The sequence below is a fragment of the Pseudomonas sp. SK2 genome, from assembly GCF_016772395.1.
Lineage (GTDB): Bacteria > Pseudomonadota > Gammaproteobacteria > Pseudomonadales > Pseudomonadaceae > Aquipseudomonas > Aquipseudomonas taiwanensis.
Genome location: NZ_CP061944.1, coordinates 2,377,239 through 2,397,668, shown reverse-complemented (window position 1 = coordinate 2,397,668; position 20,430 = coordinate 2,377,239). Strand labels below are relative to the sequence as shown.

The 20,430-nt window shown below is 57.9% G+C and carries 12 protein-coding genes and 9 pseudogenes; 1 reads left to right on the top strand and 20 read right to left on the bottom strand.

The genetic code is table 11. The features are described 5' to 3' along the window. From mdcE to IF103_RS10655, 9 genes and pseudogenes are all read right to left on the bottom strand, one after another. Window positions 1-792 (bottom strand): biotin-independent malonate decarboxylase subunit gamma, encoded by a 792-nt coding sequence (gene mdcE, locus IF103_RS10695; RefSeq protein ID WP_104884009.1) that lies wholly within the window; start codon window positions 790-792, stop codon window positions 1-3. After that, window positions 789-1,637 carry a biotin-independent malonate decarboxylase subunit beta gene (locus IF103_RS10690; protein ID WP_023380291.1) on the bottom strand — a complete coding sequence of 283 codons (849 nt, stop codon included), beginning with the start codon at window positions 1,635-1,637 and terminating at the stop codon, window positions 789-791. Before IF103_RS10690 ends, mdcE begins: the two co-directional genes overlap by 4 nt. After that, window positions 1,630-1,929 (bottom strand): malonate decarboxylase subunit delta, encoded by a 300-nt coding sequence (locus IF103_RS10685; RefSeq protein WP_023380290.1) that lies wholly within the window; start codon window positions 1,927-1,929, stop codon window positions 1,630-1,632. Before IF103_RS10685 ends, IF103_RS10690 begins: the two co-directional genes overlap by 8 nt. 1 nt (window position 1,930) lies before the next feature. After that, a complete protein-coding gene (locus IF103_RS10680; protein WP_023380289.1) occupies window positions 1,931-2,773 on the bottom strand; it encodes a triphosphoribosyl-dephospho-CoA synthase in 843 nt (280 codons plus the stop codon). Window positions 2,774-2,856: 83 nt separating this feature from the next. After that, the gene (gene mdcA / locus IF103_RS10675; protein ID WP_202676098.1) at window positions 2,857-4,518 is read right to left on the bottom strand and encodes a malonate decarboxylase subunit alpha; all 1,662 of its coding nucleotides are present in this window, start codon (window positions 4,516-4,518) and stop codon (window positions 2,857-2,859) included. Between the two features lie 147 nt (window positions 4,519-4,665). After that, window positions 4,666-5,569 (bottom strand): annotated as a pseudogene (locus IF103_RS10670) (RHS repeat-associated core domain-containing protein); the annotation flags it as partial. Next, a pseudogene (locus IF103_RS10665) lies at window positions 5,567-6,532 on the bottom strand (IS5 family transposase); the annotation flags it as partial. The pseudogenes IF103_RS10670 and IF103_RS10665, both read right to left, overlap by 3 nt. 418 nt (window positions 6,533-6,950) lie before the next feature. After that, on the bottom strand, window positions 6,951-7,304 hold the full coding sequence (locus IF103_RS10660; RefSeq protein WP_027907862.1) for a hypothetical protein: 354 nt from the start codon (window positions 7,302-7,304) through the stop codon (window positions 6,951-6,953). A gap of 341 nt (window positions 7,305-7,645) precedes the next feature. Continuing rightward, window positions 7,646-8,803 (bottom strand): annotated as a pseudogene (locus IF103_RS10655) (RHS repeat-associated core domain-containing protein); the annotation flags it as partial. A 27-nt stretch (window positions 8,804-8,830) separates the two neighbouring features. Here IF103_RS10655 and IF103_RS10650 point away from each other — a divergent pair. Next, a pseudogene (locus IF103_RS10650) lies at window positions 8,831-8,986 on the top strand (helix-turn-helix domain-containing protein); the annotation flags it as partial. Window positions 8,987-9,019: 33 nt separating this feature from the next. Here the strand turns inward: IF103_RS10650 and IF103_RS10645 are convergent. The 11 genes and pseudogenes from IF103_RS10645 to IF103_RS10600 form a co-directional block, all read right to left on the bottom strand. Beyond that, window positions 9,020-9,769 (bottom strand): hypothetical protein, encoded by a 750-nt coding sequence (locus tag IF103_RS10645; protein WP_202676097.1) that lies wholly within the window; start codon window positions 9,767-9,769, stop codon window positions 9,020-9,022. Continuing rightward, window positions 9,770-10,159 carry a hypothetical protein gene (locus IF103_RS25375; RefSeq protein ID WP_502709913.1) on the bottom strand — a complete coding sequence of 130 codons (390 nt, stop codon included), beginning with the start codon at window positions 10,157-10,159 and terminating at the stop codon, window positions 9,770-9,772. Window positions 10,160-10,187: 28 nt separating this feature from the next. Further along, window positions 10,188-11,087, bottom strand: a pseudogene (locus IF103_RS10640) (RHS domain-containing protein); the annotation flags it as partial. 55 nt (window positions 11,088-11,142) lie between these two features. Next, the gene (locus IF103_RS10635; protein WP_158664868.1) at window positions 11,143-11,739 is read right to left on the bottom strand and encodes an Imm26 family immunity protein; all 597 of its coding nucleotides are present in this window, start codon (window positions 11,737-11,739) and stop codon (window positions 11,143-11,145) included. Between the two features lie 369 nt (window positions 11,740-12,108). After that, a pseudogene (locus IF103_RS10630) lies at window positions 12,109-13,593 on the bottom strand (RHS repeat-associated core domain-containing protein); the annotation flags it as partial. Window positions 13,594-13,752: 159 nt separating this feature from the next. Next, a complete protein-coding gene (locus tag IF103_RS10625; protein WP_202676096.1) occupies window positions 13,753-14,367 on the bottom strand; it encodes a DUF8309 domain-containing protein in 615 nt (204 codons plus the stop codon). A gap of 383 nt (window positions 14,368-14,750) precedes the next feature. Beyond that, window positions 14,751-15,107 (bottom strand): annotated as a pseudogene (locus IF103_RS25370) (RHS repeat-associated core domain-containing protein); the annotation flags it as partial. A gap of 193 nt (window positions 15,108-15,300) precedes the next feature. After that, window positions 15,301-15,915, bottom strand: coding sequence for a DUF8309 domain-containing protein (locus IF103_RS10615; protein ID WP_023380281.1), 615 nt, complete (start codon window positions 15,913-15,915; stop codon window positions 15,301-15,303). Window positions 15,916-16,301: 386 nt separating this feature from the next. Then, window positions 16,302-17,648, bottom strand: a pseudogene (locus IF103_RS10610) (RHS repeat-associated core domain-containing protein); the annotation flags it as partial. 154 nt (window positions 17,649-17,802) lie between these two features. Continuing rightward, window positions 17,803-18,549, bottom strand: coding sequence for a hypothetical protein (locus tag IF103_RS10605; protein WP_202676094.1), 747 nt, complete (start codon window positions 18,547-18,549; stop codon window positions 17,803-17,805). Between the two features lie 359 nt (window positions 18,550-18,908). Further along, a pseudogene (locus IF103_RS10600) lies at window positions 18,909-20,399 on the bottom strand (RHS repeat-associated core domain-containing protein); the annotation flags it as partial. Window positions 20,400-20,430: the final 31 nt, after the last annotated feature.

Here is a 20,430-nt window from a genome sequence, read left to right as displayed (position 1 = left end):
TCAGGCCTCCTGCCACTGGCGACGCAACTGTTCGCGAACTTCGCGCGAAGCACGGCGGTTTTCACCCAGCAGGCGTGATGCAAGCGACGTGGAGCTGCCAATATCGCGCACGGCATCAGCCAGGCAGGCGCGCACCTGAGCCAGGTCCCTGACGCTCGGGGTCTGGGCGTTGTCGACCGACAGCCGCCGCCACAACAAGCCAAGCGACCCATAGCTGGCCAGGTCGTAGGCCATTGGCGGAACTTCGGCGGCCAGCACCTCCAGTGCCTCGACGCTGCGCAGGGTGATGCGCGCCGCGGCGGCCTTGCCCATGGCATGAACCATGACGCCGTCATCCTCCAGAGCAATCAGGCGCTGCGCCTGGTAGCCGTGGGCCAGGAACGCGCCAGACATGGCCTTGCCGACCAGCAGGCCTATCACCGGGTGGCCGGCCAGGCGCGCCTGGGCATAGGCGTGCACCGCGGCGGCCAAGGCCTGATGTATGCCCAACGCCTCCTCCCGTCGGCCGTAGGCCTGGCTCGGTACGTCAATGACGGCGACGATGGCACGTTTTTCACCCGAGCGATCGGCTTCCACAGCTTCGCTCACCGCCTTGGCCAAGCCCCAGCCTTCGAGTAGCCCAACCTCCCCCGAGCGCGCGCGGGGAAAGGGGTTGCTGGCATCTGGCACCACCGCGATGAAGCGCGCCAGACGATTATCCAGCTCACCATCGATCACCTGTATCGACGCCGGGTAACCAGGCAGAGCCTCACCTCCGGCCAGGCCGGGCAGCCAGTTCAAGGCACGGTTCATGAGATTGCTCCTTGATAGAGAGTTCGCACGGCAGCGGCGTCCAATTGCGGGCAGTCATCACCGAGGCTTGCCAGGCGATCGAGGAACCAGGCATGGCGAGCGACCCGATTGGCAGAGGGACTGTCGAGCAACTGCACCAGTCGCTGGCGGATACGGTCGACATCATCGGCAACGTAGGCGTCGACCAACCCGCAAGCATGACGCTGTTCACCGCCGGTCAGGCTCCAGATGAAAGGACGGTCCTTGGCGTCGTATTCCTCGATACCGGCTTCCTGTTCGATTACTTGGGGGCCGTTGAGCCCCAACCGGGCCTCGCGGGTGACCAGCAAGTGGCTGCACAAGCCAGCGGCGATGGACATGCCGCCGAAACAGCCGACCGAGCCTGCGATCAGGCCTACCACAGGTTGATGGGCGCGCAACTCGACGATGGCGGACTGAATCTCGGCAATGGCAGCAAGGCCCAGGTTGGCTTCCTGTAGGCGCACACCACCGGTTTCCAGCAACAACACCGCGCACGTGGGAATACCCTTGCGGTTATCCTCGATGGCCAACTCCAGCGCCCCAGCGATCTTGGCACCTCCTACTTCGCCCATGCTGCCACCCTGGAAGCCGCCCTCGATGGCCGCGATCACTGCACGTGTGCCTTTCAAACGGCCTTTGCCGATCACCACGCCATCGTCGGCCTGGGGCACGATGCCCTGACGCGGTAGCCAAGGCGACATGAGCCGGTCGAACGGGCCAAGCAGTTCGCGAAAGGTGCCAGGATCGAACAAGGCGCGGGCGCGTTGGCGTGCGCCGAGTTCGACGAAGCTGCGGCTGCGCAGCAGGCGGTCGATGTCAGTCATGGGCAATCTCCTCGAAACCTTGCTCCAGGCGCAGTCGCACCACTCCTGGAGTGGCGCCGAAATCGTGGATGTCGATCTTCACCGCCGGCAATGTGCGGCCTTCGAACAAGCGCTGAAACAGTTGCGTCCAGCGGGCGTCGCTGCCGTCGACCGAAGTTACCACCTGAATATCGAGGCGGCCGGCGGTGCCGGGCTCGATCAGTACCTCCAGGTCCCCGGAGCTGACGCACCCCACCAGGGTGCGGCCACGCCCCGGTCCGGCGGCGGGAAATTGAAACGTAAGGGTTTGCATGTCACAGGCTCCCGGCAAAGTCGAGGAACAGGCAAGCGGCCAACAAGTCGGCGGCACCGCCCGGTGAGGCATTCAGTTGCAGCAGTTGCATCTCCAGCTGACGCAGTTGCCGGCGCCCGCCGAGGGTGGCGCTGCCCCCAGCATCGAGCACGGCGCGGGCCCCCTGCTGGACCGTGGCCAGACCCTGTGGCCCAGCGCGCCAGAGGACGCAGGTATCGCTCAGTGCGGCCATGATCGCCAGCAAGGCGTCCAGACGGGCATGGGTTTCGCTGGCTCCGGCGGCGCGGCTTCGCAGCAGTTGCGGCAGGCCATGCTCGATGACGGCTGGGAAGCCTTGCTGAGCTTGCTCACGCGCCCCACTGGCGCCGTAGCGACGGCGTACCTGGTTGCCGTGGCTGTCCGGGGCGATGGCGGCCGGGTCGTCGAGCAGCGCAATACGCCCTGCGCGGGCGGCCACTACCTGGGCGCCTGCGCCAGGGTCCAGGGCGCAGGCCGCAACCAGCAGGCCAAGCGCCCAGATTGCGCCTCGATGGGTATTCACCCCGGCCGTGACACTCAGCATGGCGGCTTCGCCTTCACGGCCGATGCGACCGAGCGCGCCGCGCAGTGGCTGGTCGATATACCCATGATCCTGGGCAGCCTCGGCCATCTGTCGCAGACAAGGCCACAGCGCCATTGCCGAAGCATGCATCAAGCTCAGGGTCATGTCGTTGTGAGCACCGCTGCTGCGGCGGTCCACCAACCCAGGCTTGGGCGACAGGTCGGCCTCGTCGATCAAGGCCGCCACAGCGAGGTCGGCGAGGTGCTCGGGCAAGGTGATGGCCGATGACCGTTCGGGCCTCATCGCGGGCAAGCTCGCTCCTGCAGGAGGCTCAAGGCTCAGGGGGCGGCGCGATGGCCAATCCGATTGGGGATTCAAGGTTTCCATCACCAACTCCTGAAACGCGCAGGCGGGTTGTACAAACCGCCGGACCACTCCACCAGATCGGCGATGCTGCGCGCGGCGAGCAGTTCGCGGCCGGCGTCGGTGCGTCGAATGCCCAGGTCTTCGGGCAAAGCCACCAGGCCTTGCTGGCGCAGCCGCAGGGTGACTTTCGGGTCGTGACGCAGGCCGATGGCGGTAACCCCGGCCACGGCGGCGATCATCTGCTGACGTTGTTCAAGGCTGCGTGCCTTGTACAGGTAGGCGATGCCCTCTTCGGTCAACAGGTGGGTGACGTCGTCGCCGTAGATCATTACGGGGGCCAGGGGCATGCCGGTTTTCTTCGCGACCTCGACCGCGTCGAGCGTCTCGACGAAGGTGGGCTTACCGCCCTCCTGATAGGTCTCGACCATCTGCACCACCAGTTTGCGACCACGCTCGAGCAGGGTTTGCGGCACGGTCATGTCAAGCCAGGCCGGAGTAGCATGGCGCCGTCCCCTGGGGTCGTGCCCCATGTTCGGCGCACCGCCGAAACCTGCCAGGCGGCCACGGGTGACGGTCGAGGAATGGCCATCGCCATCGACCTGCAAGGTGGCGCCGATGAACAGGTCCACTGCGTATTGCCCTGCCAGTTGGCACATCATGCGATTGGAACGCAGCGAGCCATCGCGGCCAGTGAAGAACACGTCAGGGCGCTGAGCGATGTAGTCCTCCATGCCCAGCTCGGTACCGAAGCAGTGCACGCTTTCGACCCAGCCGGTCTCGATGGCCGGGATCAGGGTTGGGTGCGGGTTGAGGGTCCAGTTGCGGCAGATCTTGCCTTTGAGGCCCAGGGACTCGCCGTAGGTTGGCAGGATCAGTTCGATCGCGGCGGTATTGAAGCCAATGCCATGGTTGAGCGACTGGACCTGGTGCTTTTCGTAGATGCCACGGACGGCCATCATCGCCATCAGCACATGCACCGGCTTGATGTGACGCGGGTCGCGGGTGAACAGCGGCTCGATATAGAACGGCTTGTCGGCAACGACCACGAAATCGACCCAGGAAGCCGGAATGTCCACCCGTGGCAGGTCATCGGTACGCTCGACCAATTGGTTGACCTGGGCGATGACGATGCCATCGCTGAAGCCTGCCGGTTCCACCAAGGCCGGGGTGTCCTCGGTGCTGGGGCCGGTATACAGGTTGCCGTCGCGGTCGGCCATGAAACCTGCGACCAGGGTGACGTTGGGGATCAGGTCGACCAGCAGCCGCGAATACAGTTCGATGTAGGTGTGAATGGCGCCGACTTCCAGCAGGCCGTCTTCCAGCAGCTGGCCGATGCGCAGGCTCTGCGGGCCGGCGAAGGAGAAGTCGAGCTTGCGGGCGATGCCGCGTTCGAACAGGTCAAGGTGCTCGGCACGGCTCACGCTGGGCATGATCATGTGCAGGTCATGCAGATGCTCGGGGTCGGCCTTGGCCAGGGCGCGCGAGAGAAAGTCGGCCTGCTTCTGGTTGTTGCCTTCGAGCACGACCCGGTCGCCGGGAGCGATCAGCAACTCCAGGGCCTCGACGATCCGCTCGGTGGGCAGCACCACACCGTCGGCGAGGTGCCGGACCCGATCGAGACGACGCTGCTTCTCGGCGCGCCGCCTCGACCATTGCGGCGGTGGATTCGTTGTTATGGTCATGGGTGACTCCACGGTTCGCTGTCGTGGAGGCACATTAGGGCGGTACTGTCGGCTCGATCAATCAAGCTGGGTGCGTGATCGTTACGCTCAGGTTAACGATGGCGGGGCATTGAGCACCGTGACGACTGCAGGCGGATCAGCACGGCTTCGTCCACGCCAGTCCGGCTGACGCAACAGGCGAATCGGTACCTTGCGCAGCGCCTGCGCGACGGGCACGAAGCTGTCCGGTTGGTACAGGTATCTGCGGCGGCGAGCTTTCCCAGGCGAGGTTGTCGCCATCCCAGCCGTACAGGGTGTAACCGCAACCCAGTTCGCGCTGGCGTTTGACGCGTTGCATCTGGTTCCAGCCACTGCCCGCACGGGGATCGTCGTAGTGATGCGCGGTCGAGTGTTTGTGCAGGCGACGGCCCAGGGCGTCGTAGCTGTACGCCACGCTGAGCTTGCCATCGTCGAAGCGGACCAGACGGTCGAACAGGTCCCAGGTCAGGCGGGCCTTGTCGCCGTTGTGCAGGCGGTGGATGAGGTTGCCGCGTTCGTCGTACTGGTAATGCGTGCCGGCGTACTCGCGCAGCAGGTTGTCCATCAGCTTGTTGCGACGCGGGTCGCTTTCCAGCGGGCGGTTGAGTTCCTGGGTCTTCTGGTCCAGCAGGTTGCCGGCCGGGTCGAAGGCGAAGGTCTCGACACCCAGGCGACTGGTGGCTTGCAGCAGGCGGCCCACCGGGTCGTACTGATAGGCCAGGTGACCACGGCGGGTGTCGTGGATGTCGGTCAGCTGGCCGACGGCATCGTATTGATACTGGCGCTTGAGCAACGTGGACTTGCCGTCGTGGCTACCCAGCCATTGCGCCTGCAGGCGACCCGCCGGGTCCCACGCCTGGGTCTGCATCAGCTGGTTGCCCTGGTGCCGGACCACCTCACGGTGCAGTGCATCGCGCTCGTAGGCCAGCGGCTCATGCTGGTCAAGGGTCATGCCCAGCACGTGACCGCTGCCGTAGGTGAGCGTGCTGACCTTATGGCCATCGGGGCGAATCGTCGCCGTGCGCAGGTTCAGCCGCCTGGCTCGCTCATTCCAGGCATGAGTCCGTTCCACCACCCAGCGCTTGGGCATGACCACAAAGCCGCTCGCAACCGGCGCCGCCGTGAACAAATCGCCTTGCTCTGAATACCATTTCCCGGTGCGGCGATTGTTCGGCCCTCGTATCACCTGGATCTCGAGCGAATGAGTATGTTGCATACGCTGGGCCCACTTTCCAGCATAGGCACTGTCGACGAACAGGGTATTTAATGACGGGTACTTGTCCATCGAGGAGGTCACGGCGTCGTCTGCCGCATCTCGATCCTGCACGCTGGCTGCGCTGATGCTCACGGCCAAAAGCAGGCCCAAGGTATCTACGATGAGGCTTCGCTTACGTCCTTTTACCTTTTTGCCTGCGTCGTAACCGCTTTCACCGCCTTGGGGAGAGCTGCGCGTTGATTGGGAGTCCAGAACAGCGGCTGACGGCCGTTCATCACGATCCACCCGCTCTCGCCATTGGGCACGGAGCCGGTCGTGCATTTGCTCAAACTTGCCCTGAGCGCTCCACCGCCGAAAGGTTTTATAGACATTGTCCCAATGGGGAAACTCGCGAGGCAGCATTCGCCACGAGCACCCCGTGCGCACGACATAACAGCAAGCTTCCAAAAGAGTGCGTCGGGAGTGGCGAGGCGGTACGCCGCGACCTCCCGAGACTTCAAACAAATCAGCGACCAGCGCCCATTCTGCATCAGTCAGACAACTGGGGTAGCGTTGCTCTGGCAACTGACGCCGGTGTGCCTCGGTGTAGCCATAAGACTTACGAGGCCCGGGAGACTGGAAGCTACCTTTGGCACGTTCCTTTACTCGAACGATCCCGGCCAGTTTCAACGCTTTTGCAAAGGTATCGGGATGCGCGGTGATGCCCGTTTCAGCATGGAATGCTTGCGCCAGTTCGGCTTGACTGGAATAGGGCTATGCATGAGCGAGTCTGGTCAGCAGAGGCTAATGTTCTGCGGCGATTACGGGTGGGCGTCCGGTTTTAGGCATGGTGCAAAGCTGTGCAGGTAAAGAACAAGCAGTTTACTTTATTTTGTCTACACCATCTTAAAGGTGCCCGATGAACACCATGATCAACGATTCCCCGGAACATCTTGGAGCTGTAGCGCTGTTCCTGGTGCATTAGGAGCAGCGTCGGCCACAGGCTCATACTCGCTGTTCGAGGAGACGTCACCACTGCTGCCCCATCGCAGAAAGACAATATGGTTTTCAGAGGTGCTACGGCGACTTATCTCACTCGCAGTTGGCCCTGGTTCCCAACCGTCTTGTTCACCCAGACACATTGGAGTGATTAGGGCAACCACATGACAACTGCCATAAGCCAATAAACGGTTCATTGCACGGCCTTCAAAGCTCTTTACTACTTAGTTATTTCCACGAGGGCTCTCTCCAATAGAGACACATCAGGTGGATTTTTTTTCGACCCTTTCCCTTTCAGCCAAGCGGGGACTTTCTTCCTGCACAGTTCGTACCCCGTTTCAGAGAAATCACTTACTCGATAGTCCCTTTCAATCAGCTCTCCGTCTTGATCAAATGGATTCACCAGCAAGAGACCCTTTCGAAAGAAAAAATCGTATTTTGCTACCTCCGCTCTTTTTACTATAACTTGAGATTCCAAGTCAGCTACTAGATCCCCATTCTCATCCAGCAGCTTGTAAGCAGAAATTAGCTTACCTGGCGCGCTCCAAACAACATGATTCTTAACTTCTGTCATGGCAACCTCACAATCTCAGACTCTCCGACAACAGGAATAAGCTTCTTGGTACTCCTGTCCCTGATATAAGTACCACCTTCAAACCTAATGTTCAGCTCTTTCTGTATCTGCTCCGTCTTATCCGCCGTCAAACTAGTGACCTCATAGGTTGTGGCCTGACCATTTTCTATCACAGCAGTGTCAACACGGCGACGCTCTTCAGTTATTGGATCTCTAACAGATTTGCCTTTTTCATCCCGGAGATAACACTCGCTCTGAATAGTCGCATTCGGGTGTTTTTTCCTAATTGTTTCGTTAAATTGCTGGTGACGTCGATCCCCGTCAACAGCATTTTTTATCCTAGCTAGGCCCCATGGATCAATCCAGTCAACCGGGTTCGGCACATAGCGATAGAGATTAAGCCCGCCAAAGTAACTGATCGGGTCCTGGCTCAAAAACCGCCCAACCCTCGGATCATAGTACCGATACCGGTTGTAATGCAGCCCGGTCTCATGATCGTGGTACTGCCCCTGGAAGCGAATCGGGTTGGTCATCCCAACCTGCTTGGCCCACTCCGAACGCTCCTCGCGCACTTCCCCCCACGCCTTGTACTGCCCCGCCCACGCCACCTCTCCGTGGTGGTCAGTCAGCTCCATCGGCGTACCGAGGTGATCGCACTGGTACCAGGCAATCGCATCGATCGGCTGCGGCTTCACTTCGTGTTGCCACAGCGGGTCCTGGTCGATGTCGTATTCGCGTCCACGCCAGTCCGGCTGCCGTAACAGGCGAATCGGTGCCTTGCGCAGGGCCTGCGCGACGGGCACGAAGCTGTCCGGTTCGTACAGGTAATGCACGGTCCGCCCGGTTTCGCCTTCGTCCTGTGGCGGCGAGCTTTCCCAGGCGAGGTTGTCGCCATCCCAGCCGTACAGGGTGTAACCGCAACCCAGTTCGCGCTGGCGCTTGGCGCGTTGCATCTGGTTCCAGCCGCTGCCCGCACGGGGATCGTCGTAGTGATGCGCGGTCGAGTGTTTGTGCAGGCGACGGCCCAGGGCGTCGTAGCTGTACGCCACGCTGAGCTTGCCATCGTCGAAGCGGACCAGACGGTCGAACAGGTCCCAGGTCAGGCGGGCCTTGTCGCCGTTGTGCAGGCGGTGGATGAGGTTGCCGCGTTCGTCGTACTGGTAATGCGTGCCGGCGTACTCGCGCAGCAGGTTGTCCATCAGCTTGTTGCGACGCGGGTCGCTTTCCAGCGGGCGGTTGAGTTCCTGGGTCTTCTGGTCCAGCAGGTTGCCGGCCGGGTCGAAGGCGAAGGTCTCGACACCCAGGCGACTGGTGGCTTGCAGCAGGCGGCCCACCGGGTCGTACTGATAGGCCAGGTGACCACGGCGGGTGTCGTGGATGTCGGTCAGCTGGCCGACGGCATCGTATTGATACTGGCGCTTGAGCAACGTGGACTTGCCGTCGTGGCTACCCAGCCATTGCGCCTGCAGGCGACCCGCCGAGTCCCACGCCTGGGTCTGCTCTCCGTCGTTTCAGTCACCCGCTGATGCAAACGTTTTCAAGCCCTGCGCCTGCAAGGTTTAGTGGATCTACCGGGGCGAGGTCGCAAGCCATTATTGCCTGCCGAAGCCTTGAGGCGAACCCTTGAGCAAGTCACTCAACCGCGCATCGGTCAGCCGCGCTGGAGCTGCCGTAGCATGGCCTCGCCATCCGACTCCGCCGATTAAAATAGAGAACTAGGCCATACATGATGCTAGCAAATCGACCTCAGAAAGTTTCTCCCTAGCACTTTCACGATCAACATCAGATAAAGCCCACACCTTGAATCCAGACTTGTCAAGAATTTCACCATGCTGTGACATCACAGCATATAATAATTCGAGCTTTTTGGGAGGAAGCGCTTGCAGCTTACGCACAGAAAAAAGATTTACCGGATATACATCCCTAATATATTCATCAGTTTTACCGGCCCACTGCATCTTGAGCCACATAATAGTTTCGTCACGCCTAGACCACATTAACGGATGTTCTTCATCTGGAACATGTCGCCCAAACGCGTAACCAAAACCAAACGCGTGGCTTTCTGTATAGGCGTATGCATAATCAAAATCGACATACCATTCTGGACAGCTTAGAAAAGACTCAACCAACGATTTCAAACTGAGCTTTTCCGAAAACGCTGTTAGCAAGAGCCCTTCATCCGCAGACAAAACTGACGAAAAATCGCAATTAAGTGTCTCACTTCCCTCCCCTTTCTCCCATATCCTTTCTGAGTAAAGCTCAATTACATCAACCTTCCCCTCATTAAGCTCCTTTAGATACTTCTCCCGACCAAACTTAATTATCCTCCCGTTTTTACCACCACAACGTTCAATTTTTCCACCCACATTTTGTATCCATTGCTCGAACGCAGAGTAGTTCTTAACGAAGTCTAATTTCTCTCCTGCCACCGAATGAGCGACAAGAAAATTATAGTAGTCCACCATCTAAATTCTCCGACGAGTTCTCTCTATCTCTGTGTAACCACCAGCACGATCACCCAAGCCTTTCAAGGTACTTCTTCCTTTCGACTGCAACTCCTTCAGGTTATCGGTTGGTGAAGGTACTTCAACAATATCCACACTACCATCTTTACGAAGCCCGGTTACATCTGGACGAGTAATAGGATCAGTTGGCACACCTGTTACGGTCTTGACTGCTACGTTAACACCAACTTTCTCATAATCACCACTATTAGCCATCTGCAGAGCAATATCTTCGGACAGTTGCGCATGACCATCACCACCAGTCTTCTGCCCAGTACCGATAATTGGACAGCCATTAACGAGTCTTACTGGCTGCTTTTTCGCTAATCCAAGAGGATCAATCCACTCCACAGGGTTCGGCGCATAGGCAAACAGGTTTAAACCGCCCAACCCTCGGATCATAGTACCGATACCGGTTGTAATGCAGCCCGGTCTCATGATCGTGGTACTGCCCCTGGAAGCGAATCGGGTTGCTCATCCCAACCTGCTTGGCCCACTCCGAGCGCACCTCGCGCACTTCCCCCCACGCCTTGTACTGCCCCGCCCACGCCACCTCTGCGTGGTGGTCGGTCAGCTCCATCGGCGTGCCGAGGTGATCGCACTGGTACCAGGCAATCGCATCGATCGGCTGCGGCTTCACTTCGTGCTGCCACAGCGGGTCCTGGTCGATGTCGTATTCGCGTCCACGCCAGTCCGGCTGCCGTAACAGGCGAATCGGTGCCTTGCGCAGGGCCTGCGCGACGGGCACGAAGCTGTCCGGTTCGTATAGGTAATGCACCGTCCGCCCGGTCTCGCCTTCGTCCTGCGGTGGCGAGCTTTCCCAGGCGAGGTTGTCGCCATCCCAGCCGTACAGGGTGTAACCGCAACCCAGTTCGCGCTGGCGCTTGGCGCGTTGCATCTGGTTCCAGCCGCTGCCCGCACGGGGATCGTCGTAGTGATGCGCGGTCGAGTGTTTGTGCAGGCGACGGCCCAGCGCGTCGTAGCTGTACGCCACGCTGAGCTTGCCATCGTCGAAGCGGACCAGACGGTCGAACAGGTCCCAGGTCAGGCGGGCCTTGTCGCCGTTGTGCAGGCGGTGGATGAGGTTGCCGCGTTCGTCGTACTGGTAATGCGTGCCGGCGTACTCGCGCAGCAGGTTGTCCATCAGCTTGTTGCGACGCGGGTCGCTTTCCAGCGGGCGGTTGAGTTCCTGGGTCTTCTGGTCCAGCAGGTTGCCGGCCGGGTCGAAGGCGAAGGTCTCGACACCCAGGCGACTGGTGGCTTGCAGCAGGCGGCCCACCGGGTCGTACTGATAGGCCAGGTGACCACGGCGGGTGTCGTGACGAAATGAAGGCTCAGCCCTTAACTTTCTTTTTCCAAACGCTGAATTGCTTCGCCAAATTTGCTTCGACAGACTCTGCCAAGGCAATTACATCGCTGACAGCATCAGGGGCGTCGACACGTTCCGCAGCATTCAGCTTGTGGTAGTCATATGGTTCGTCACTTTCAAATCTGCCTGCTAGATGCGCGTTGACCCTAAAAATCAAGTGCAACGTACGCCAACAGATTGACCGTTCAAAACCCTTTCCTTCAGACTTAATACCCTTAGGTTGCTTCTCACCACCGACCCAGAGATATGGCACAAACTCTAGAACAATATCTTGGTAGCCAGATTTAGATCTGTCGTAATCAGGGTCATGAAAAACCACCCTCCAACGGGGAATCTCCGGGAAATTAAAAGAGCAAAGAACAGGTCTAAAAAGACGCTCACTCGTATCTACCTCGCCGATATCTGCAGGTAGCGCCTTGTAAAACTTTTTGAAGACCTCTATCAAATAGCCCGCATTTCCAGAAACCGCACCTATATAGCGAGCCATAACAAAGCCCTTTCCATCCATTTCGCTTAGCGCAGGAATACAAAAAAAATCTCCCGGAGTGATGCTTTTATTCACTTTTCCCACTCGTCCTCCTCACAACTCGCACAGCGCAGTACTTTTCTTGGCATTCTTATACTCCGCCAAATGCGAAAGTCCACGCTCATCAGTTCTTGACTTGTTGATTGGCTCAATTACGTTTCCAGGGAAGCCAGTTTTAGCCCCATAGCTTTCGACATAGAATTGTTCCTTACCTTTCGCCTGAGTATATGTTAAATCACTTTCTATCACTCTAAGCTCGCCCTGCCCCAGCCTCTGGGTCTGCTTATGCTGCTGTTCTCGAGCAGCTGGGTCCTGAGCTGTATGTCCAACATAGAATGGCTTTTCCTAACCGGGATTGTATAGGCCATATACTGCATAACCCGGTGCGTCCAATACTGTTGGCGTGAGCCCAAGAGAGTCGTACCAATAAATAGGGTTAGGAGTATAGGCATACAGGTTCAAGCCACCGCCGTAACTAATGGGGTCCTGACTCACGAACCGCCCAACCCTCGGATCATAGTACCGATACCGGTTGTAATGCAGCCCGGTCTCGTGAGCGTGGTACTGCCCCTGGAAGCGAATCGGGTTGCTCATCCCAACCTGCTTGGCCCACTCCGAACGCTCCTCGCGCACTTCCCCCCACGCCTTGTACTGCCCCGCCCACGCCACCTCTGCGTGGTGGTCGGTCAGCTCCATCGGCGTGCCCAGGTGATCGCACTGGTACCAGGCAATCGCATCGATCGGCTGCGGTTTCACTTCGTGCTGCCACAGCGGGTCCTGGTCGATGTCGTATTCGCGTCCACGCCAGTCCGGCTGCCGTAACAGGCGAATCGGTGCCTTGCGCAGCGCCTGCGCAACGGGCACGAAGCTGTCCGGTTCGTACAGGTAATGCACGGTCCGCCCGGTTTCGCCTTCGTCCTGCGGTGGCGAGCTTTCCCAGGCGAGGTTGTCGCCATCCCAGCCGTACAGGGTGTAACCGCAACCCAGTTCGCGCTGGCGCTTGGCGCGTTGCATCTGGTTCCAGCCACTGCCCGCACGGGGATCGTCGTAGTGATGCGCGGTCGAGTGTTTGTGCAGGCGACGGCCCAGCGCGTCGTAGCTGTATGCCACGCTGAGCTTGCCATCGTCGAAGCGGACCAGACGGTCGAACAGGTCCCAGGTCAGGCGGGCCTTGTCGCCGTTGTGCAGGCGGTGGATGAGGTTGCCGCGTTCGTCGTACTGGTAATGCGTGCCGGCGTACTCGCGCAGCAGGTTGTCCATCAGCTTGTTGCGACGCGGGTCGCTTTCCAGCGGGCGGTTGAGTTCCTGGGTCTTCTGGTCCAGCAGGTTGCCGGCCGGGTCGAAGGCGAAGGTCTCGACACCCAGGCGACTGGTGGCTTGCAGCAGGCGGCCCACCGGGTCGTACTGATAGGCCAGGTGACCACGGCGGGTGTCGTGGATGTCGGTCAGCTGGCCGACGGCATCGTATTGATACTGGCGCTTGAGCAACGTGGACTTGCCGTCGTGGCTACCCAGCCATTGCTCCTGCAAGCGACCTGCCGGGTCCCACGCCTGGGTCTGCATCAGCTGGTTGCCCTGGTGCCGGACCACCTCACGGTGCAGAGCATCGCGCTCGTAGGCCAGCAGCTCATGCTGGTCAAGGGTCATGCCCAGCACGTGACCGCTGCCGTAGGTGAGCGTGCTGACCTTATGGCCATCGGGGCGAATCGTCGCCGTGCGCAGGTTCAGCGCGTCGTACTCGTGCTTCCACACCGCGACCATCGGCACAGCGGTCTTGAGGTAGTACTGATGCTCGCGAGTGAGGTTGCCCGCTTCGTCATGGAACCATTGCAACTTGCTGTCGGCATTGATGGCCTGGATCAGCTTGCCGTTGCCGTCGTAGGCAAAAGTTGCCTAGCACCTTGCCCAACCAAGTCCAGCAGTTGCCGGTTGCTGCTCTTGACCAGTTGACCGCGTCGTCCTAGGACATATTATTGCCCATCTGCAACCGAATAACTTGAGCGTTGAGCCGATGGCGACGTCGCCCCTCACTTCCAGACGTTGAAATATTTATCGTAGAGGAACAGGCAATCTTCTTGTCAGTGGTCGCAATTTTTCCCTGTCCTCCCATAAGCCCGGAAAAATCTCAAATTTCAAATCATCTCGATTTATCCCAGTATCATAATATCGTGACAACCTATCCGAGAGATCCTCATCACCCCACATGTTAGTCAGCTCATGCGACTCAATAATATCTCGATCTTCGCACACGGACAAATCATGCTTTACGACTGGAGCTCCATACGTCTCCACTCTTTCACAATCACCCACATCTATCAACCGCCCCCCGTACAGCGAAAAAGTCTCACGACCACCTTTAAAATGCCCTTTATCTAACGATGTATATGGATCAATCCAATACCGTTGCGGCACGAGAAACTTCTCTTGAACTCCCTCAACTTCTATCTTTCTTACAACCATTTTCTTTTGAACCACAGAACCTACAAAAACATAAAACAATGGCTTAACTTCAGCCCAAGCTATGTCCCCCCAAAAATCTTCCTCGCGAAAAATATCATAAACACACAACACTGCACTACCCACCATTCGGGCGACAGTATAAAGTCCGTCCCTCACCTTCAAAACAACAAAACAGCCAGACTTCCAGACTATTCGCCTCTTCATTTAACCCCCCAAATCCCGCAAATTATAGAGCCACCGGAATTAAAGCTATCGATATGTCGAGTTGCCGCATCGGCGTACTCTTGTCGCCTTGGATTATTCTTACCAACGGGACTCTGCCGGTTGGCAGTACCGTCCAAGCCATCGTTCTCGATGAAATAATATTGCTCCAGGCCTCGCGCAGTTGCTTTACCTTCTTGCCCATATCCTTGATAGACCACTCGGGGAGCTGAGCCACCAAAACGCTCATAATTTCCATTGTATCGATACTTAACCACGTCCGGACCGACTTGATGGCCAGGCATGCTCGCATAGCCTATATATGGCTTGCCTGTTTTTTGATCAATCGCATGATACGTGACATGCGTAGCATTTGCAGGGTTACCTGCGAGCCCCAGCGGGTCAACCCAGATCGTGGGATTTGGAGTATACCCATATAGATTTAAACCTCCGGTGTAACTAATGGGGTCCTGACTCACAAACCGCCCGACGCTCGGATCATAGTACCGATACCGGTTGTAATGCAGCCCGGTTTTGTGATCGTGGTACTGCCCCTGGAAGCGAATCGGGTTGCTCATCCCAACCTGCTTGGCCCACTCCGAACACACCTCGTGCACGTCACCCCACGCCTTGTACTGCCCCGCCCACGCCACCTCTCCGTGGTGGTCGGTCAGCTCCATCGGCGTACCGAGGTGATCGCACTGGTACTAGGCAATCGCATCGATCGGCTGCGGCTTCACTTCGTGCTGCGCTGCCGCCATGGTCGGAGGCGCTGGCAACACGCCGTTAAAATTGATGTCCTAGATCATGATGTTGCCAACCACCGCCCAGACTAATGAAATGGCGGTGAAACACTTTAATGAAGCCTAACTCAACCTATGACTCCAAAAAGGCATCCAGAAACCATAGTGTTAGAGCTATTTGCCATCTGTCGACTCAACGCATAGGAATAGGCAATCTTCGTGTCAGTGGTCGCAATACTTCCCGATCATGCCACAAACCTGGAAAAATCTCGAATTTCAGATCATCTCGATTTATCCCAGTATCATGATAGCGTGCAAGCCTATCAGAGAGATCTCTATCACTCCACATATTTACCAGCTCATACTTCTCAATAATATTTCGATCTTCCTCCACTGATAAGTCATGCTTCAATACTGGCGCCTCATACGTTTCGACACGCTCATCACCTCCTAGATCCACCAACCGCCCACCGAACAGAAAGAAGGTATCAGGGCCGCCTTTAAAATGGCTTTTATCCATAGCTCTATACGCAACGATCCAATGCCTTTGCGAAACCGAACAACCCTCTTTAACACCTTTAACTGCAATCTTCCTGATTGCCATATTTTTTTGAACAACACTCCCCACAAACACACAAAACAAAGGTTTTACCTCACCCCAATCGACACCATCCCAGCAGTCTTCCTGGCGAAAAATATCGTATACACATAGCATCGCTTCCTTCAGCATGCGGGCAACGGTATAAAGTCCCTCTCTTACCTTGAGAACGACAAAATCCCCATCTTTCCAAACCACTCTTTTCTTCATCACACAAGCCTTTAAATTTCGCAAATAACAGAACCATTGGCTGCATGTGACTTCAAATACCGATTAGCCGCGACAGCATACTCATCTCGCCTATGATTTCCTGACCCCACAGGATTCTGACGATTAGCGGTACCTTCCAAGCCACCCTCCTCAAGGAAATAATGCTGCTCTAGGCCCCTAGCAGTTGCCTTCCCTTTCTCTCCATATCCACGATAAACAACCTCTGGAGCTACGCCACCAAAACGCTCATAATTTCCATTGTAGCGGTACTTAACAACGTCCCGACCAGCCTTATCACCTGGCATACTTGCATAGCCTATGTATGGCTTACCCGTTTTCTCATCAACGGCCTGGTACGTTACGTGTGTCGCTTTTGTGGGATTGCCTGCAAGCCCTAGTGGGTCAACCCAGGTCGTTGGGTTTCGCGTATACGCATAGAGATTGAAGCCACCTCTGTAACTGATCGGGTCCTGGCTCACAAACCGCCCAGCCCTCGGATCATAGTACCGATACCGGTTGTAATGCAGCCCGGTCTCGTGATCGTGGTACTGCCCCTGGAAGCGAATCGGGTTGCTCATCCCAATCTGCCTGGCCCAGTCCGAACGCACCTCGCGCACGTCACCCCACGCCTTGTACTGCCCCGCCCACGCCACCTCTCCGTGGTGGTCGGTCAGCTCCATCGGCGTACCGAGGTGATCGCACTGGTACCAGGCAATCGCATCGATCGGCTGCGGTTTCACTTCGTGCTGCCACAGCGGGTCCTGGTCGATGTCGTATTCGCGTCCACGCCAGTCCGGCTGCCGTAACAGGCGAATCGGTGCCTTGCGCAGCGCCTGCGCAACGGGCACGAAGCTGTCCGGTTCGTACAGGTAGTGCACGGTCCGCCCAGTCTCGCCTTCGTCCTGCGGTGGCGAGCTTTCCCAGGCGAGGTTGTCGCCATCCCAGCCGTACAGGGTGTAACCGCAACCCAGTTCGCGCTGGCGCTTGGCGCGTTGCATCTGGTTCCAGCCGCTGCCCGCACGGGGATCGTCGTAGTGATGCGCGGTCGAGTGTTTGTGCAGGCGACGGCCCAGCGCGTCGTAGCTGTATGCCACGCTGAGCTTGCCATCGTCGAAGCGGACCAGACGGTCGAACAGGTCCCAGGTCAGGCGGGCCTTGTCGCCGTTGTGCAGGCGGTGGATGAGGTTGCCGCGTTCGTCGTACTGGTAATGCGTGCCGGCGTACTCGCGCAGCAGGTTGTCCATCAGCTTGTTGCGACGCGGGTCGCTTTCCAGCGGGCGGTTGAGTTCCTGGGTCTTCTGGTCCAGCAGGTTGCCGGCCGGGTCGAAGGCGAAGGTCTCGACACCCAGGCGACTGGTGGCTTGCAGCAGGCGGCCCACCGGGTCGTACTGATAGGCCAGGTGACCACGGCGGGTGTCGTGGATGTCGGTCAGCTGGCCGACGGCATCGTATTGATACTGGCGCTTGAGCAACGTGGACTTGCCGTCGTGGCTACCCAGCCATTGCTCCTGCAGGCGACCCGCCGGGTCCCACGCCTGGGTCTGCATCAGCTGGTTGCCCTGATGCCGGACCACCTCACGGTGCAGAGCATCGCGCTCGTAGGCCAGCGGCTCATGCTGGTCAAGGGTCATGCCCAGCACGTGACCGCTGCCGTAGGTGAGCGTGCTGACCTTATGGCCATCGGGGCGAATCGTCGCCGTGCGCAGGTTCAGCGCGTCGTACTCAGCACTCCATTCTTCGTTGGCAAACTATAGGCAAGCGGAAAACCTATAAGGTAATCATAATCCACCAATATCTCATCGACCCTTTACAGACTATCGGCAGAGACCTGCTACCACCGGAAAAGTTACCTTTACTTTTTGCCGGCGGCTTGCACAGACTATAACTTTACTCGAGATATGATGCTAACAAATTGGAGTCTTTAAGAAAATCGCGCGCCTTCTCAAGGTCCGCATCATCCAGACGCCATACTGAAAAGCCCTTATGAATAGATGACTCACCAAAACGCTCCATTGCCTGAACCAAAGCCTGGCTTTTACTCTGAGGCAAAACCTCGATTTTGCGTTCAGAGAATATATTAAAAGGATAAACATCTCGGATGAGTTCGTCTGTTCTGCCGGCCCACTGCATCTTTCTCCACATACCGACTCTAGCGTGCCCTTTCCACAACAGTGGATGCTCATCATCAATCATTGACACGCCAATACCATAACCAAAGCCGTAAGCTTGAGTCTCACTATACGCGTATGCATAGTCACAAAGTCCAACCACCTCCTCTTGCGCCCAGAATGACTCAATCAACCCCTGCAAATCAAGTTTAGCGGCATTAGATGACAAGAGCAGTTCTGAGCCACTTGAGTAGCCTGCAGAAAAATCGCAATTCAAAAACTCATCAACTTCACCCGCACCCCAAATTCGCTCGGAATATAATGAAACTTCCCCCACGCCACCTGCCTGTAGCCCATTCAAATATTTTTTCTCGTTAAACTTCACGAGCTTGCCATTTTTACCACCACATCGATCCACCCTAGCAGGACGCCGCTCCATCCATTCTTTGAGCCTGCCAAAAACTTTCACTTTATCGACATTCTTCCCGGGGCAGTCATGAGCCACAAAAAAACTAAACTCTTCCATGCTTAAACCTTTCTCTTAGTTTTTGGAGTCTCAATGTAACTACCCGCTCGCCCGCCTAACCCTTGTAGGATGACGTCACCCTTCGCCCTCAGCTTGCGGGGGTCATCTGTTGGAGATGGAACCTCAACAATGTCGACCTTTCCATCTTTTCTCAGTCCCGTAACGTCCGGACGAGTAATCGGATCAGAAGGCACCCCTGTCACTGTCTTGACTGCAACGTTAACGCCGACTTTTTCATAATCGCCGCTGTTGGCCATCTGCTCCGCCATATTTTCGGATATTTGCGCATGACCATCTCCACCAGTTTTCTGCCCCGTACCGATAATCGGGCAGCCATTAACAACTCGTACTGGCTGCTTTTTCGCCAACCCCAGAGGGTCGATCCAGAATACCGGGTTCGGTGCGTATGCAAAGAGGTTCAGCCCACCTGCATAACTAGTCGGGTCTTGATTCACGAACCGCCCAACCCTCGGATCATAGTACCGATACCGGTTGTAATGCAGCCCGGTCTCGTGATCGTGGTACTGCCCCTGGAAGCGAATCGGGTTGCTCATCCCAACCTGCTTGGCCCAGTCCGAGCGCACCTCGCGCACGTCACCCCACGCCTTGTACTGCCCCGCCCACGCCACCTCTCCGTGGTGGTCGGTCAGCTCCATCGGCGTGCCGAGGTGATCACACTGGTACCAGGCAATCGCATCGATCGGCTGCGGCTTCACTTCGTGCTGCCACAGCGGGTCCTGGTCGATGTCGTATTCGCGTCCACGCCAGTCCGGCTGCCGTAACAGGCGAATCGGTGCCTTGCGCAGCGCCTGCGCAACGGGCACGAAGCTGTCCGGTTCGTACAGGTAATGCACCGTCCGCCCGGTCTCCCCTTCGTCCTGCGGCGGCGAGCTTTCCCAGGCGAGGTTGTCGCCATCCCAGCCGTACAGGGTGTAACCGCAACCCAGTTCGCGCTGGCGCTTGGCGCGTTGCATCTGGTTCCAGCCACTGCCCGCACGGGGATCGTCGTAGTGATGCGCGGTCGAGTGTTTGTGCAGGCGACGGCCCAGGGCGTCGTAGCTGTACGCCACGCTGAGCTTGCCATCGTCGAAGCGGACCAGACGGTCGAACAGGTCCCAGGTCAGGCGGGCCTTGTCGCCGTTATGCAGGCGGTGGATGAGGTTGCCGCGTTCGTCGTACTGGTAATGCGTGCCGGCGTACTCGCGCAGCAGGTTGTCCATCAGCTTGTTGCGACGCGGGTCGCTTTCCAGCGGGTGGTTGAGTTCCTGGGTCTTCTGGTCCAGCAGGTTGCCGGCCGGGTCGAAGGCGAAGGTCTCGACACCCAGGCGACTGGTGGCTTGCAGCAGACGGCCCACTGGGTCGTACTGATAAGCCAGGTGACCACGGCGGGTGTCGTGGATGTTGGTCAGCTGGCCGATGGCATCGTATTGATACTGGCGCTTGAGCAACGTGGACTTGCCGTCGTGGCTACCCAGCCATTGCGCCTGCAAGCGACCTGCCGGGTCCCACGCCTGGGTCTGCATCAGCTGGTTGCCCTGGTGCCGAACCACCTCACGGTGCAGAGCATCGCGCTCATAGGCCAGCAGCTCATGCTGGTCGATGGTCATGCCCAGCACGTGACCGCTGCCGTAGGTGAGCGTGCTGACCTTATGGCCATCGGGGCGAATCGTCGCCGTGCGCAGGTTCAGCGCGTCGTACTCGTGCCTCCACACCGCGACCATCGGCACAGCGGTCTTGAGGTAGTACTGATGCTCGCGAGTGAGGTTGCCCGCTTCGTCATGGAACCATTGCAGCTTGCTGTCGGCATTGATGGCCTGGATCAGCTTGCCATTGCCGTCGTAGGCAAAAGTTGCCTAGCACCTTGCCCAACCAAGTCCAGCA

Excerpts from the sequence above, each read along its gene's own strand:
- IF103_RS10605 (WP_202676094.1), bottom strand. The coding sequence starts at position 18,549 with ATGGAAGAGTTTAGTTTTTTTGTGGCTCATGACTGCCCCGGGAAGAAT.
- IF103_RS10680 (WP_023380289.1), bottom strand. The coding sequence starts at position 2,773 with ATGAGGCCCGAACGGTCATCGGCCATCACCTTGCCCGAGCACCTCGCC.
- IF103_RS10685 (WP_023380290.1), bottom strand. The coding sequence starts at position 1,929 with ATGCAAACCCTTACGTTTCAATTTCCCGCCGCCGGACCGGGGCGTGGC.
- IF103_RS10615 (WP_023380281.1), bottom strand. The coding sequence starts at position 15,915 with ATGAAGAAAAGAGTGGTTTGGAAAGATGGGGATTTTGTCGTTCTCAAG.
- mdcE (WP_104884009.1), bottom strand. The coding sequence starts at position 792 with ATGAACCGTGCCTTGAACTGGCTGCCCGGCCTGGCCGGAGGTGAGGCT.
- IF103_RS10660 (WP_027907862.1), bottom strand. The coding sequence starts at position 7,304 with ATGACAGAAGTTAAGAATCATGTTGTTTGGAGCGCGCCAGGTAAGCTA.
- IF103_RS10645 (WP_202676097.1), bottom strand. The coding sequence starts at position 9,769 with ATGGTGGACTACTATAATTTTCTTGTCGCTCATTCGGTGGCAGGAGAG.
- IF103_RS10690 (WP_023380291.1), bottom strand. The coding sequence starts at position 1,637 with ATGACTGACATCGACCGCCTGCTGCGCAGCCGCAGCTTCGTCGAACTC.
- IF103_RS10625 (WP_202676096.1), bottom strand. The coding sequence starts at position 14,367 with ATGAAGAGGCGAATAGTCTGGAAGTCTGGCTGTTTTGTTGTTTTGAAG.
- mdcA (WP_202676098.1), bottom strand. The coding sequence starts at position 4,518 with ATGACCATAACAACGAATCCACCGCCGCAATGGTCGAGGCGGCGCGCC.